General features: G+C 62.5%; 12 protein-coding genes and 1 other RNA gene. 5 read left to right on the top strand and 8 right to left on the bottom strand.

Translation table 11 applies throughout. From position 1 onward, the window contains the following. Nucleotides 1–122 precede the first annotated feature (122 nt). The 6 genes from AC5I5I_RS08550 to AC5I5I_RS08525 form a co-directional block, all read right to left on the bottom strand. Nucleotides 123–362 (bottom strand): ribbon-helix-helix domain-containing protein, encoded by a 240-nt coding sequence (locus AC5I5I_RS08550; protein ID WP_495971893.1) that lies wholly within the window; start codon nt 360–362, stop codon nt 123–125. Continuing rightward, nucleotides 316–546: a DUF4169 family protein gene (locus tag AC5I5I_RS08545; RefSeq protein ID WP_495971891.1), complete on the bottom strand. Its 231-nt coding sequence runs from the start codon at nt 544–546 to the stop codon at nt 316–318. Before AC5I5I_RS08545 ends, AC5I5I_RS08550 begins: the two co-directional genes overlap by 47 nt. A 209-nt stretch (nt 547–755) precedes the next feature. Continuing rightward, nucleotides 756–2,222, bottom strand: coding sequence for a class II fumarate hydratase (fumC, locus tag AC5I5I_RS08540; RefSeq protein ID WP_495971889.1), 1,467 nt, complete (start codon nt 2,220–2,222; stop codon nt 756–758). Nucleotides 2,223–2,293: 71 nt separating this feature from the next. Then, the gene (locus AC5I5I_RS08535) at nt 2,294–2,815 is read right to left on the bottom strand and encodes an SspB family protein (RefSeq protein ID WP_495972563.1); all 522 of its coding nucleotides are present in this window, start codon (nt 2,813–2,815) and stop codon (nt 2,294–2,296) included. Nucleotides 2,816–2,928: 113 nt separating this feature from the next. Further along, nucleotides 2,929–3,296, bottom strand: a transfer-messenger RNA (tmRNA) gene (ssrA, locus tag AC5I5I_RS08530). A 162-nt stretch (nt 3,297–3,458) separates the two neighbouring features. Beyond that, nucleotides 3,459–5,036, bottom strand: a complete 1,578-nt coding sequence (locus AC5I5I_RS08525) for a winged helix-turn-helix domain-containing tetratricopeptide repeat protein (protein WP_495971887.1) — start codon at nt 5,034–5,036, stop codon at nt 3,459–3,461. Between the two features lie 175 nt (nt 5,037–5,211). Between AC5I5I_RS08525 and AC5I5I_RS08520 the strand changes: the two genes are divergently transcribed. Then, nucleotides 5,212–6,198 (top strand): Bug family tripartite tricarboxylate transporter substrate binding protein, encoded by a 987-nt coding sequence (locus AC5I5I_RS08520; protein WP_495971885.1) that lies wholly within the window; start codon nt 5,212–5,214, stop codon nt 6,196–6,198. A gap of 60 nt (nt 6,199–6,258) precedes the next feature. On the opposite strand, the gene AC5I5I_RS08515 is transcribed toward AC5I5I_RS08520, so the two are convergent. Beyond that, nucleotides 6,259–7,935, bottom strand: coding sequence for an ATP-binding protein (locus AC5I5I_RS08515; protein WP_495971883.1), 1,677 nt, complete (start codon nt 7,933–7,935; stop codon nt 6,259–6,261). Then, nucleotides 7,932–9,437 (bottom strand): ATPase domain-containing protein, encoded by a 1,506-nt coding sequence (locus AC5I5I_RS08510; protein ID WP_495971881.1) that lies wholly within the window; start codon nt 9,435–9,437, stop codon nt 7,932–7,934. Before AC5I5I_RS08510 ends, AC5I5I_RS08515 begins: the two co-directional genes overlap by 4 nt. A gap of 245 nt (nt 9,438–9,682) precedes the next feature. Here AC5I5I_RS08510 and AC5I5I_RS08505 point away from each other — a divergent pair, with 245 nt between their 5' ends. From AC5I5I_RS08505 to AC5I5I_RS08490, 4 genes are all read left to right on the top strand, one after another. Beyond that, nucleotides 9,683–10,285: a chromate transporter gene (locus tag AC5I5I_RS08505; protein WP_495971879.1), complete on the top strand. Its 603-nt coding sequence runs from the start codon at nt 9,683–9,685 to the stop codon at nt 10,283–10,285. Beyond that, nucleotides 10,282–10,812: a chromate transporter gene (locus tag AC5I5I_RS08500; protein ID WP_495971877.1), complete on the top strand. Its 531-nt coding sequence runs from the start codon at nt 10,282–10,284 to the stop codon at nt 10,810–10,812. Before AC5I5I_RS08505 ends, AC5I5I_RS08500 begins: the two co-directional genes overlap by 4 nt. Before the next feature lie 113 nt (nt 10,813–10,925). Continuing rightward, nucleotides 10,926–11,414, top strand: a complete 489-nt coding sequence (locus AC5I5I_RS08495; protein ID WP_495971875.1) for a tripartite tricarboxylate transporter TctB family protein — start codon at nt 10,926–10,928, stop codon at nt 11,412–11,414. Between the two features lie 6 nt (nt 11,415–11,420). Then, the gene (locus tag AC5I5I_RS08490; RefSeq protein ID WP_495971873.1) at nt 11,421–12,929 is read left to right on the top strand and encodes a tripartite tricarboxylate transporter permease; all 1,509 of its coding nucleotides are present in this window, start codon (nt 11,421–11,423) and stop codon (nt 12,927–12,929) included. The last annotated feature ends 51 nt before the right edge of the window (nt 12,930–12,980 follow it).

Below are 12,980 nucleotides of genomic sequence, written 5' to 3'. Positions count from 1 at the left end.
AGTGACCGATGCATCCAAGATCGAGAAAGTGAACCCCGCGGCGGGGCTCGTCGTCATTCCGCGATGTCCCCCGGGCCCTGGCGTGCCCGACAACCCGGAATGACGAAGGATGAAACCCGCGTCTAGCGGCGCATATCCCTGTCGAGCGATTGCCCGCGATAGTGATCGAGTACGAACAGCCTGATTGCGGACGACAGATTGCCGTGCCGCCGTTGCGAGTCGATATTCGCAACGATGTCCGACAGCGTCATGCCGCGCGCGTCGGCGATTTCCTTGAGGCCCTTCCAGAAAGCATCTTCAAGACTAACGCTGGTCTTATGTCCTGCTATCACGATCGATCGTTTCACGACCGGTGACTTCATTGGCCTCTCCGCTTCCAATCCGGTGGCCGTCGAGATTGCTTGCAGACTTGTCACGTTGCGCCCCTTCCAGTTTGCGCTCCGCCTTCGATCGACCATGTAACAGTCGACGTGCCGCAGCGTTATCCGCTTCACGCTGCCGGTCACGCTTCTTCCGCGCCAGCCGAAGATTCAAGACGTCGCCCATCAAAGACCCGGTCCGTTACCGGCTATCTTTGGACCCCCCAAGGGCCCAAATCTATTGACGCATACCGGCTGTTGATTGCGCCTTTAGCGTGGCAGGGGCAAGGCGGAATTGGCAACGAACAGGAATCCCAGTTTTCGCAGGCTTAAGCCGATCGCAGAAAGTTTGAAACATGCCGGACCATGTTGCCGGAGGGTGCCAAAAAATTTCGGTCAGTGCGGTCGAATCATAAGCGCGGGACGGACCAGCCGGTCGAACTCCTCGGCGCTGACGAAGCCGCCGGTGACAGCCTCGTGCTTCAGCGTTGTCCCATTTTGATGCGCGCGTTTGGCGACCTTCGCGGCGTTGTCGTATCCGATCTTCGGCGCGAGCGCGGTGACCAGCATCAACGAACGCTCCATCAATTCGCGGATGCGAGATTCATTGGCGCGGATGCCGGTGACGCAATTGTCGGTGAAGGAGCGCGACGCATCCGCCAGCAGCCGGATCGATTGCAACATCGCGAACGCGATCACAGGCTTGAACACATTCAGTTCGAAATGGCCCTGGCTCGCGGCGACGGTGATGGTGGTGTGATTGCCGAACACCTGGCAGCACACCATGGTCAGGGCCTCGGCCTGGGTCGGGTTGACCTTGCCCGGCATGATCGACGAGCCCGGCTCGTTCTCGGGCAGGATCAGTTCGCCCAGTCCCGAACGCGGGCCGGAGCCGAGCAGGCGAATGTCGTTGGCGATCTTGAACAGACCGGTGGCCATGGCGTTGAGCGCGCCATGCACGAACACATAGGAGTCGTGCGTGGCCAGCGCCTCGAACTTGTTCTGCGCACTGACGAAAGGAAAGCCGGTGATCGCGGCGGCGCGCTTTGCGAACAGGCCCGCAAATTTCGGGTGCGCGTTCAGGCCGGTGCCGACTGCGGTGCCGCCCTGCGCCAGCGGATAGAGTTCTTTCACCGCAAGCTTGATGCGGGCGATGCCGAATTTGAGCTGCGCGGCATAGCCGGAAAATTCCTGGCCAAGGGTGAGCGGGGTCGCGTCCTGGGTATGGGTGCGGCCGATCTTCACGATCTTGGCGAAGTCCTTCTCCTTCACGTGCAGCGCGTCATAGAGATGCTCGAGCGCCGGGATCAGCTCGTTCGTAATGTCCAGCACCGCCGCGATATGCATGGCCGTCGGGAAGCTGTCATTCGATGACTGGCTCATATTGACGGCGTCGTTCGGATGAACCGGCGTTTTCGATCCGAGTGGCGCGCCCAGCATTTCGTTGGCGCGGTTGGCAATGACTTCGTTGAGATTCATGTTGGTCTGAGTGCCGGAGCCGGTCTGCCAGATCACCAGCGGGAATTCGCCGGACATCTTGCCGTCGATCACCTCCTGTGCGGCATCGACGATCGCGTTGCCGCGCTTCTTGTCGAGGGTGCCGAGCTGCATGTTGGTTTCCGCCGCGGCGCGCTTGACGATGCCGAACGCGCGGATCAGCGACTCCGGCATGCGGTCGCCGCCGATCCTGAAATTCTGCAGCGAGCGCTGGGTCTGCGCGCCCCAATAGCGATCGGCGGGCACGTCGATCGGACCGAAGCTGTCGGTCTCGCTGCGGGTCTTGCTGCGAGTCTTGGCCGGATGGGATCCGCCTTGACGGCTCTTGCTGTCGGCGGCTCGGGTCTTGCTTTGGGATTTGCTCATGCGGCCAGTGTAGCGTCACGCGCTGGCGCGCCAAAGCCGCAAGACCGAACACGGACCGGAATTGATCGAAACTATTTCTTGCGGAAGCGATCGAGCCGGACCACTTCGCCGGACGGCTTGTCGCCGGCGGCGTCGGCGGTCTTGCCGTCGCCTTTCGACTCGGTCGCGGCGGCGGGGATCGCCGGCGTCACCGCGGCCGGTGGCTGGCCGGCCTCGACCAGCGCCACGGTCTCCGCCTCGATGGTCTCGAATTGCAGGCCGAACTGCACCGACGGATCGAAGAAGCTCTTGATGGCATTGAAGGGCACGCCGAGCTTTTCCGGCACGCCGCCGAACGACAAACCGACCTCGAAGCCGGTGTCGGTCACCTTCAGGTCCCAGAACTGATATTGCAGGATGACGGTCATTTCCTGCGGGAATTGTTCGCGCAGGCGCGGCGACATCTTCACGCCCTCCGCGTCGGTGCGGAACGAGATCGAGAAATGATGCTCGCCCGGCAGCCCGCTCTTGGCGGCGTCGGACAGAACCTTGCGCACCAGGCCGCGCAGTGCGTCCTGTGCCAGGAGATCGTAACGGATATGGTCGGTCGCCATTGGTGATTGCACCAGAAAGCCGCCTTTGAGAATCGTCCGCGATGGTAACCCGCCGCAACCCTCCCGTCAGCCCGTGGGCAGCCGCGGCGCGGACAAAAGCCTGTGTGGAAACGAGTGGAGGCTTCTGTTGCCAGGTGCCTCCGAACCCCGCCTGACGGAGCTTAACCCGTCAGGGCTTTAGGCTTGGTTTTTCAAACCGCTTACGCGGCCTGAGCAACCGGAGCATAGTTGTCGTTGGCAACTATACGTTTGGCCCGATAACGGCGGGTACCATACCGAGCGAAAGTACAACCTTTACGCCCTCGTCGATCCTGTTTCGCCCCCATCAGCAGCGGCCGGGCCACTCGTATCGGCCGCTGTTGGTGGAGGCGCCGGGCACTGCCCCCGGGTCCGAAAGGTTTATTACGAAGTCCGTTTATCGCCATAGCCGGCTTGCGCCGGCAGGACGAATATATGGGCAGCGCCGCCGGTAGGGAAGAGCGGCAAAGCGATTAATGTGAAAAAAAACCTATTTTTCTGAAAATCTGACTGTGATGGGTTTCCGGTTGGTTCGCGGCGATCGCAATGCTCCAAGAACCCGATATCCTCGGCCCCCAGAATCGTCTCCCGGACAAGATCGGCTTAAGGCTCGGACCGGACGAAATCACACCGGAACCCCGGCCAAGATCGCCCCGGGGCGTAGCACGTCATCGTAGAATTGCCGGTAGCGAGGCGGCGACAATGGCTGGTAGCAATCGATCGTCTGCGACAAACGATATTGCGGAACCAATGTGAGCAACTCGCCCGCCGCAACTTTGGCCGCCGGGACATCGTCGGTGATCGCCAGGGCGACCGCCGCCCCGAAATGGGCGCGCGGGAGTTTGGGATTTGCCTCTCGCCCGCGCAGGAAGCATACGACGGCTTCGGCGCGGTCTCCGAGCAAGAGGCGAGCAAACCCCGCGGTCGTCCAGAACGCCCCAAGCTGCGGGCCGCGCGGATCGAGCCGCAAAGCGGTTTCCACCGCCGCCAAAGCCTCCTTGCCCCTCCCGAGGTGAACCAGCGAGTTGCCAAGGTTGTTGTGGGCGAGCGCAAAGTTGCGATCCAGCGCGATCGCGGTCTCGTTGGCGAGCGCCGAGCGCTCGAAATCGCCCCGCAGGACGTGAACCAGCCCCATCGCGTAATGGGCGCGGGCGTTGCCTGGATCGAGAGCCAACGCGCGCTCAGCTGCGCTGACACCCCGCATCAGCATGTCGTCTTTGCGGGGTGAGGGAGCATGGCTCTGCGTCACCTGAATCACGATGGCTCGGGAAAGCCGGGCGAGCGCATCGCTGTGGTTCGGATCGAGCTCCACGGCCCGTCCGAACAAGACCTCCTGTTCCTGCAAGCATTCGAGCGACTGTGGTCTGTTGTCTGCCGCGATTCCGCGCATGAAAAGGTCGCTGGCTTTCGGATCGATATCGCGCGCCTCTCCATCCCTTGCGGCGGCGACGAAAATCTCACGTCCAATCGTATTGGCGATGCGGCCCGTTATCCGGTCCTGCAGCGCCAGCAGGTCGGTGGCGTCACCGTCGAACAGATCCGACCAGATCTGCAGGCCGCTTTGACCATCGACCAGCTGCGCATTGATCCGCAGGTTACGATCGCTGCGCTGAACGCTGCCGGTGAGCGCGTATTTCACGCCGAGTTCGCGGGTGACTTGTCTGACGTCGAGGCCCTTCCCCTCGAAGGCCGCCGCGGTCGTTGACGAGATCACGAGCAATCCGGAGATGCGCGACAGGTCGGTTGCGACGGTTTGGCCGAGACCCTGAGCAAAGTAAGCCTGATCGGAATCGCTGCTCAGGTTCGAGAACGGCAATACGACCAACGACACGTCTCCGCTGATGCTGTGGGTCGGCGGTTTGTTTACGCTGGCGGAATTGGTTTCGACCTCGATCTCCGCCACGAAACGGTATCCTCGGCCGGGAACCGTTTGCAGGCACCGCGACAGTGCCGGGTCGCCCGCCAAAATTTTGCGGAGAGCCGAAATTTGCGCAGCCAGATTGTTCTCGTCGACGATCGTGCCGGCCCATACCTCGGCCATCAGCGCGTCTTTTGCCGCGAGCTGTCCTGGCCTGCGGACCAGCGCCGTCAGCAGATCGAACGCGCGCGACCCGAGCGTGACCTGGGTGCCGCGAAACAGGAGTTCACGGCGCGCAGGGACAAGCCTGAACGCACCAAAGCGTATGACCTCTGGAGCACGCATGGTCAGCAAAGTCTTGGGTCAGTTGCTGAATTCCGGCGTGTCGATGGTGGCACGGGGTGGGGCGCTTCACAAGAATTCAGAACGTTTCATAACGATGTCAATGACTTCGGAGTGCTTTCGGACGATCCTTTACGCGACACGACATTGACCCTGAAATCTCGCAAGGATCAGCGCCATGATTGTCGATCGCCGTCAGGTTCTATCGCTTGTGGCTGGCTCTGCCATTTCTTCATGGGTATCCGGTCGAGCCTCTGCCACCGCATATCCAACGCGTCCGGTGCGTGTGATGGTTGGCTTTCCGGCTGGCGGAGGCGCCGACATTCTCACGCGCGTTATCACCGACTGGCTGCAAACGCGGCTTGGTCAGACTTTCATCGTCGAGAACCTGCCGGGCGCCGGCACCAATCTGGCGACCGAAGCTGTGGTCCGGGCACCGGCGGATGGCTACACGCTGCTTGCGACAACCACGAGCAATTTGATCAACGGCGCCCTGTACGATGATCTGAAATACGATTTCGTGCGCGACATTGCGCCGGTCGCGAGCCTTACGACCCAGCCGCTTGTGCTGGAGGTCATCCCGGCAATTCCGGCAACAACGGTTCCCGAGTTTATTGCTTATGCCAAGGCAAACCCGGGCAAGATCAACATGGGTAGCTCCGGTCTCGGGACGGTTTCAAACCTCGCCGCGGAGGCATTCAAGCTCGCAACCGGTGTTGAGTTTGTCAGCGTCCCCTACCGCGGCTCCGTGCCGATGTTCACCGATATGCTCGGGGGTCGCGTACACGCCGCCTTCGAAAACATCCCTGCCTCGATCCAGCACATCAGATCGGGGAGCTTGCGTCCTCTTGCCGTCACGACCAAGGAGCGCTCCGAGACGTTGCCGGGCGTGCCCGCCCTGCATGAATACGTCCCGGGATTCGAGGCATTCGCGGTCGCCGGTATCGGCGCGCCCAAGGGGACACCCGCCGACATCGTCGAGACGCTCAACAAGGAGATCAATGCCGGTCTTTCCGATCCGGGCGTGAGGGCGCGGCTTGTCGGGCTTGGCGCAACGGTGCGCGCCGGGTCGTCCGCCGATTTTGCGGCGCTCATCGCGCAAGAAACAGAAAGGTGGGCCAAAGTGATCAAGTCGTCAGGCTTCAGGATGAAAACGCGTGAGTAGGCGATAATCCTGCGTGGACCTCGCTGATCGCAAGCAACTGGGCGGATGATCGGCTAATCGTCAGCCTGCCACAACCGCCCGGGAGGCGGTGAGCAGCCGTGCGAGTTCCGTCCGCAACTGCTCCTGGCTGTAAGGCTTGCCGAGGCGCGGCAAGGTCAGGCTCGTGTCCTCCGCCAGGTCGGCAAATCCCGTCACCAGCAGGATCGGAATATCGGGACGGATTTCCCGGGTCGCCCGCGCGAGCTCCATGCCGGTCATCCCCGGCATCGAATGGTCGGTGACCAGGATATCGATCGAGCGGTCGCTGCGCAGAATCTCGAGCGCATCCTGTCCGGAATTGGCCTCGATGACGGTGTGTCCGATGTCTTCCAGCATGTCGACCGCGCTGGTCGCGATCAACGGGTCGTCGTCGACCAGCAGGACCGTCGAACCGCGCTCGGGCACGGTGGTGTCGACGTTTTCCTGCTCCACTTCAGGCGCCGTGACCGCGACCGGAATCCACAGATCGACATTGGTGCCCCTGCCAGGCTTGCTGTCGATGTCGACCACGCCGCCGAGTTGCACCATCAGTCCGTGCACCATCGACAAGCCAAGACCGGTCCCGCGGCCGACCGGCTTGGTGGAGAAAAACGGTTCGGTCGCGCGCGCCAGTGTCTTGGCATCCATGCCGGTACCGGTATCGGCGACCCTGACCCGCAGGTACTTGCCGGGCTTCAAGGTCGATGGCTCCGGACGATCCTTCGGCTCGACCTCGATATGGATCGCACCGCCCTCGGGCATGGCATCGCGGGCATTGATGGCGAGGTTGAGCAGCGCCAGTTCGAACTGGTTGGGATCGACCAATGCTGGCGGAACGTCGTCCGGATAGGTGAGATGGAGCTGGACCTGCGGTCCGAGCGATCGCTCCAGCAAATCCGTCATGTCGTGGATCAGCGAGATCAGATCGATGGAAACCGGCCGCAAATCCTGTTGTCGGGCGAAGGCGAGGAGGCGCTGTGTCAGCGTCGCACCGCGTTTGGCGCCCTGCAATGCGCTGTCGATGAGCCGATGCAGGCGCGGGTCGTCGGGCACCCGCTTGCGGAGCAATTCCAGATTGCCCATGACCGCCATCAGCAGATTGTTGAAGTCGTGCGCGACGCCGCCAGTCAGTTGTCCGAGGCTCTCCATCTTTTGCGCCTGACGCAACTGTTCCTCGATCTGCGAGCGCTGCGCCGCCTCGCGCATCAACTCGCTCGTGCGCTCCTGCACGCGCTGCTCTAGCGTCCGGGTCAATTCGGACAAGGCGCTGCGCTCGCGCGCGAGGTCTTCCAGCAGCGACCGCGCCTGATACTGCCGCCGCCGGTTGCGCATCGCGGTGCGGACGACGCTGACGAATGTCGTCGGGTGAAACGGGCGTTCGACAAACGCGACGTTGCCGAGCGCTTCGGCGAGCCGGGCTGCGGCCGGATTTTTCTCCGGACCGGCGCCCTGACGTGTCAGGATCAGAAGCGGGATGTCAGACCAGGCAGGCTGCGTCTCCAGCCATCGCGCCAGCGGTGCGATGTCGGCAGTGCGAAGCGCCTCGTCGGCGATGACAGCCAAACCGGCGCCGCGGCTGAGTTCTGTCAGCAGGGCGGGCAGATCGGGGACCGTCCGCGCCGCCAACTCTGCTTCGGCCAGCAATTCGCTCGCCACCTGCGAGTCGCGACCGGTCGGTGTGAGGATCAGGGCCCGTTCCGAGAGGTGGCCGCTGGTCACCGTGATGGCTCGCTAAGCGCGGCTGCGTCGCTCAACGCGACCGCCGTGCCGGCAAAGGTCGGAACGCCGCGGAGCACGCCTTGGAAATCCTTCAACGGTGTCCCGACATTGAGGCCGGACTTGTCGATCCAGTATTCACGGATCGTGTTCTCGTGAACGCCGGCGCGCTTCTTGATCACCGAGATGGCCCGGCGCACTTCGCCCAGTGTCTCGAAGTACCGCAGCAGGATGACGGTATCGGCCAGATAAGTGATGTCGACCGGCGTCTGCATGTCGCCGACAAGCCCGTGCTGCGCAACGGTGATGAATGTCGCGGCGCCCTGGCGGTTCAGATATTGCAGCAATTCGTGCATATGCAGGATGAGCGCATTTTCCTGCGGCATCGCCGCCTGGTAGCCGTTGAGGCTGTCGATCAGCACCGTACGGATTTTTTCGTCGTCGACGACGGTCCTCACCATGTGTGTGAATTCGCCCGGCGTCATTTCGGCCGCGTCCACCTGCGCGATCACGAGAGCGCCCCGGTCCCGCAGTTTTTCCAGCTCTATTCCGACCGTCTTCATTCGCTCGAACAGCAAGCCTAGCTCTTCGTCGAACACAAACAGCGCGGCCTTCTCGCCACGCGCAATCGCGTCCATCGCGAAACTGATCGCGGCCAATGTCTTCCCGGTGCCCGATGGACCCAGGATGAGAGTGCTTGAACCGGAATCAATGCCGCCACCGAGCAAGTCATTGAGTTGTGCAATCCGGGTCGCGATGGTGAAGCGCGCAATTTTGGCACGATGTTCGTTCGCGACCAGCCGGGGAAAGGCGACAACGCCGCCCTTCCTGATGGTGAAGTCGTGGTAGCCGCCGCGATAGCGGCGGCCTCGATATTTCTGGATCCTCAAGCGCCGCCGCTCGGCACCGTAATCGGGCGTTTGCTGTTCCAGACGGATGACGCCGTGAGCGACGCTGTGCACCGTCTTGTCGCCCGGTTCTGTGGTCATGTCGTCGAGCATCAGGACGGTGGCGCGATAGCGCGAGAAGTAATGCTTGATCGCAAGGATCTGGCGCCGGTAGCGCAGCGAGTTCTGAGCCAGCAGCCGGATCTCCGACAGGCTGTCGAGCACGACGCGGTCGGGTTTGGTCTTCTCGACCGCATCGAAGATCTGCCGTGTGGTTTCGCCGAGTTCGAGATCGGAAGAATAGAGCAGGCTTTGCTGCCGGTCGCCGTCGAGCACGCTTTCCGGCGGCAGCAATTCGAACACCGTGATCCGTTCGCTCAGGTCCCAGCCATGCGAGGCCGCCCCCTCGCGTAGCTCGCGCGCAGATTCCGACAACGTGACGTAAAGACAGCGCTCTCCGTTTTCGGCGCCGGTGATCAGGAAGCGCAGCGCGACGGTGGTCTTGCCGGCGCCGGGCTCGCCTTCGAGAAGGAAAATATTGCCCCGTGTCAAACCGCCGTTGAGAATATCGTCGAGCCCGGCGACACCGGTCCTCGCTATGTCGTCTCGTACATCCACGCGTCAATTCCGGTCCAACAGCCGCCGCGTCCTTCCGCCAATCCGCAGCGGAGACCTGGGACGCTCGCACTCCTATCGACGCCTAACGGTATTTCTGCGGAAAAGTTCCCTGTGGAGGGTCCCCGCGAAAGCAACCACGCGCGTGCCGCGGATCAGGAGCCCGACCCCCGGCAAAACGCCGGCGAGCGCATAGCAGCATGCCTCACCCCGCAGGCGTGTCGTCGGCGGCGTGATATACGTGCGGGATGTCAGAATCGACGTCGTCGCCACCTCCGCCACCTCCGTCATCGCCGCCTGTCAAATCGCCGCCTGCCATCACGCTTCTCGAACTGTTTCTCGGCTTCGCGAAAATTTCCGTCTCTGGTTTCGGCGTGATCCTGCCCTGGGCTCGCCGGCTGATCGTCGACGAAAAGAAATGGATGAGTGCGGAGGAGTTCAACGAGACGTTCGCGCTTGCGCAATTTTTGCCGGGACCGAACGTGGTCAACCTGTCGGTCGTGTTCGGTTCGCGCATCGGCGGCGCTGCCGGCGCCGCGGTCGCCTTGCTTGGACTGCTCGGTCCACCGGCGCTGATCGCGACGGCTCTGGCCGCGTTCTATGCGCTCTATGGCGATGTGGATATCCTGCGCCGCATTCTGACCGGCATCGCCGCGGCCGCCATCGGTCTGATGATCGCGGTGATCGCAAGAATGGCGGAACCGATCCTGCGCAAGGGATTGGGGCCGGCGCCGCTGGTGATGGCCGCGGCCTTCCTTGCAATCGGTGTCGCGCGCTGGCCGCTGGTCGCGACACTTGCGGTGCTTGCGCCTGCCAGCATCGCGCTCGCATGGTGGTGGCAACGGCGATGAAACCCGCCGATCCGCTCGCTGTCATTGCCGGACATTTTGCGTTGCTGTCGCTGTTCGCAATCGGCGGAGCGAATGCGGCAATTCCTGAAATGTACCGGATCGCGGTGCATCTCGAAGGCTGGCTCACCGACCAGCAATTCTCGGACCTGTTTGCGATTGCGCAGGTGACGCCGGGGCCCAACGTCATCATCACCACGCTGATCGGATATCAGGTCGCGGGAGTGGCGGGCGCGCTGGTCGCAACGGTTGCGATGGTGGGCCCGACATGCATTGCGACTTATTTCATCGCTCGCGTCTGGGATCGTTTTCGCGATGCACCATTTTGCGCTGCGATTCAGTCCGGGCTGGTTCCGGTTTCCATCGGCCTGCTGGCTGCGAGCGCATGGATCCTTGCTTCGGCAAATGATTCCGGTTGGATGGCCGCTGCCATAACTTTAACCACCGCGACAACTGGATATCTCAGCAGGGTGAATCCGCTCTGGATTTTCTTTATCGCTGCGGCAATCGGCGCTGCCGGTTTGGTCTGACAGACGATGATTGTTTCTTCGGTTCAGGCCGGCGATGAACTAGACAAAAGGCTCAAGTTGGGCGAAGACCGCCGGGGGAATATGGTAGAACTACTGGCGTTGGGGGGTGGCTGATGGCCGAGCGCATGGTTGAGCCGGCAGAGGGGCCGCAGGCTCGCGGACTGATCAAAAATCCGCAGGACTTTTGGGGCGGAATTGCACTCCTGTTATTCGGGCTGTTCACGCTCTGGGCGGGCAGCGACCTTCCAGGCATGCGCGGCTTCGCTTTTGGTCCGGGAACTGCGCCGCGCCTGTTCGGCTGGTTGCTGGTCGGAGTGTCGGCGATCATCGCTGTCGGCGGCCTGATCTCGGAAGGACCTCCGCTCGAAAGATGGGGCATTCGCGCGCCGTTCCTCTTTATTGCCTCCATTGTTTTTTTCGGCGCGACGGTGCGGCCGTGGGGACTCATCATATCGAGCTTCTTCACGCTGATGATCGCAGCCGCCGCCTCGAAGGATGTGCGCTGGATCGAAAGCATGATCTGGTCGGCCGTGCTCACGGCAGCCAGCGTCGGGCTTTTTATCTACGGGCTCAATCTGCCGCTTCAGCTCTGGCCCCGGTGACGCGTCATGTGGGATCTCATTAACAATCTCGCCTTTGGCGTCAGCGTTGCAGCTTCACCGCAAAACCTGTTGCTGTGTCTTATTGGCGCATTGGTCGGCACGCTGATCGGCGTGCTTCCCGGGCTCGGTCCGGTCGCCACCATCGCAATGCTGCTGCCGATTACTTACGGCCTGCCGCCGGTGGGCGCGCTGATCATGCTCGCGGGCATTTACTACGGCGCGATGTATGGCGGATCGACCACCGCGATCCTGGTGAACATACCAGGCGAATCTGCGTCCGTGGTGACCACGCTCGATGGTCACCAGATGGCAAAGCAGGGCCGTGCCGGTCCCGCTTTGGCGATCGCGGCGATCGGCTCGTTCTTCGCGGGTTGCGTCGCGACCGTGATCATCGCCGCGGCGGCCGCTCCGCTCACGAGCATCGCGTTGATGTTCGGACCCGCGGAATATTTCTCGCTGATGGTGCTCGGCCTGATCTTCGCGGTGGTGCTGGCGAAGGGCTCGGTGGTCAAGGCGATCGCCATGATCCTGGTCGGTCTGGTGCTGTCGATGATCGGTTCGGATCTCGAGACCGGAGCAGGGCGCCTCAACTTCAACATTCCGGAACTCGCCGACGGACTGGGCTTCGTCGTGATCGCGATGGGCGTGTTCGGCTTTGCCGAAGTGCTGCGCAATCTCGAGGTTACGCACAACCGCGACATCGTCCAGGCCAAGATCACCGGGCTGATGCCGACCCGCGCCGACCTGATTGCCGCCGCACCGGCCATCGGCCGCGGCACGGTCCTCGGCTCCGCGCTCGGCATTCTGCCGGGCGGCGGCTCCGTCATTGCGGCGTTCGCGTCCTATACGCTCGAGAAGAAACTGTCGAAGTATCCCGAGCGTTTCGGTCGCGGCGCAATCGAAGGCGTGGCAGGACCGGAAACCGCCAACAATGCGGCCTCGCAGACCTCCTTCATCCCGCTGCTGACGCTCGGCATTCCGCCGAACCCGGTGATGGCGCTGATGGTCGGCGCGATGACCATTCACGGCATCGTGCCGGGCCCGCAGGTGATGACCAAGCAGCCGGAATTGTTCTGGGGCATGATCGCCTCGATGTGGTTCGGCAATCTGATGCTGGTGATCATCAACCTGCCGCTGGTCGGCCTGTGGGTCCGCCTGCTGCGCGTGCCGTATCGCCTGCTCTATCCACTGATCCTGATCGTCTGCTGCATCGGCGTCTATTCGGTGAACAACGCACCGGCGGACGTCTATCTCACCGCGGCATTCGCGCTGGTCGGCTACTGGCTGGTGAAGCATGATTTCGAGCCGGCGCCGATGCTGCTCGGTTTCGTGCTCGGACCGCTGATGGAGGAAAATCTCCGCCGCGCCATGCTGATCGCGCGCGGTGACTGGACGGTGTTCCTGACACGGCCGATCTCGGCCGGGCTGCTTGCCGTCTCGGCGGTCCTCCTGGTCATCGCGCTGCTGCCGATGATCCGCAAAAAACGCGACGAGGTGTTCGTCGAGGAGGGGTAGGCGGGTCGTCTCGATCCAATTGCGGATTTGACTTTTGGGCGGCGTTTCGGT

It is taken from the genome of Pseudorhodoplanes sp., from assembly GCF_059499825.1.
The sequence above is the reverse complement of the archived record's forward strand: the minus strand, read 5'-3'. Positions and strand labels throughout refer to the sequence as shown.

Coding starts and splice junctions, on each gene's coding strand:
- AC5I5I_RS08550 (WP_495971893.1), bottom strand. CDS start 362: ATGAAGTCACCGGTCGTGAAACGATCGATCGTGATAGCAGGACATAAG.
- AC5I5I_RS08545 (WP_495971891.1), bottom strand. CDS start 546: ATGGGCGACGTCTTGAATCTTCGGCTGGCGCGGAAGAAGCGTGACCGG.
- fumC (WP_495971889.1), bottom strand. CDS start 2,222: ATGAGCAAATCCCAAAGCAAGACCCGAGCCGCCGACAGCAAGAGCCGT.
- AC5I5I_RS08535 (WP_495972563.1), bottom strand. CDS start 2,815: ATGGCGACCGACCATATCCGTTACGATCTCCTGGCACAGGACGCACTG.
- AC5I5I_RS08525 (WP_495971887.1), bottom strand. CDS start 5,036: ATGCGTGCTCCAGAGGTCATACGCTTTGGTGCGTTCAGGCTTGTCCCT.
- AC5I5I_RS08520 (WP_495971885.1), top strand. CDS start 5,212: ATGATTGTCGATCGCCGTCAGGTTCTATCGCTTGTGGCTGGCTCTGCC.
- AC5I5I_RS08505 (WP_495971879.1), top strand. CDS start 9,683: ATGTCAGAATCGACGTCGTCGCCACCTCCGCCACCTCCGTCATCGCCG.
- AC5I5I_RS08500 (WP_495971877.1), top strand. CDS start 10,282: ATGAAACCCGCCGATCCGCTCGCTGTCATTGCCGGACATTTTGCGTTG.
- AC5I5I_RS08495 (WP_495971875.1), top strand. CDS start 10,926: ATGGCCGAGCGCATGGTTGAGCCGGCAGAGGGGCCGCAGGCTCGCGGA.
- AC5I5I_RS08490 (WP_495971873.1), top strand. CDS start 11,421: ATGTGGGATCTCATTAACAATCTCGCCTTTGGCGTCAGCGTTGCAGCT.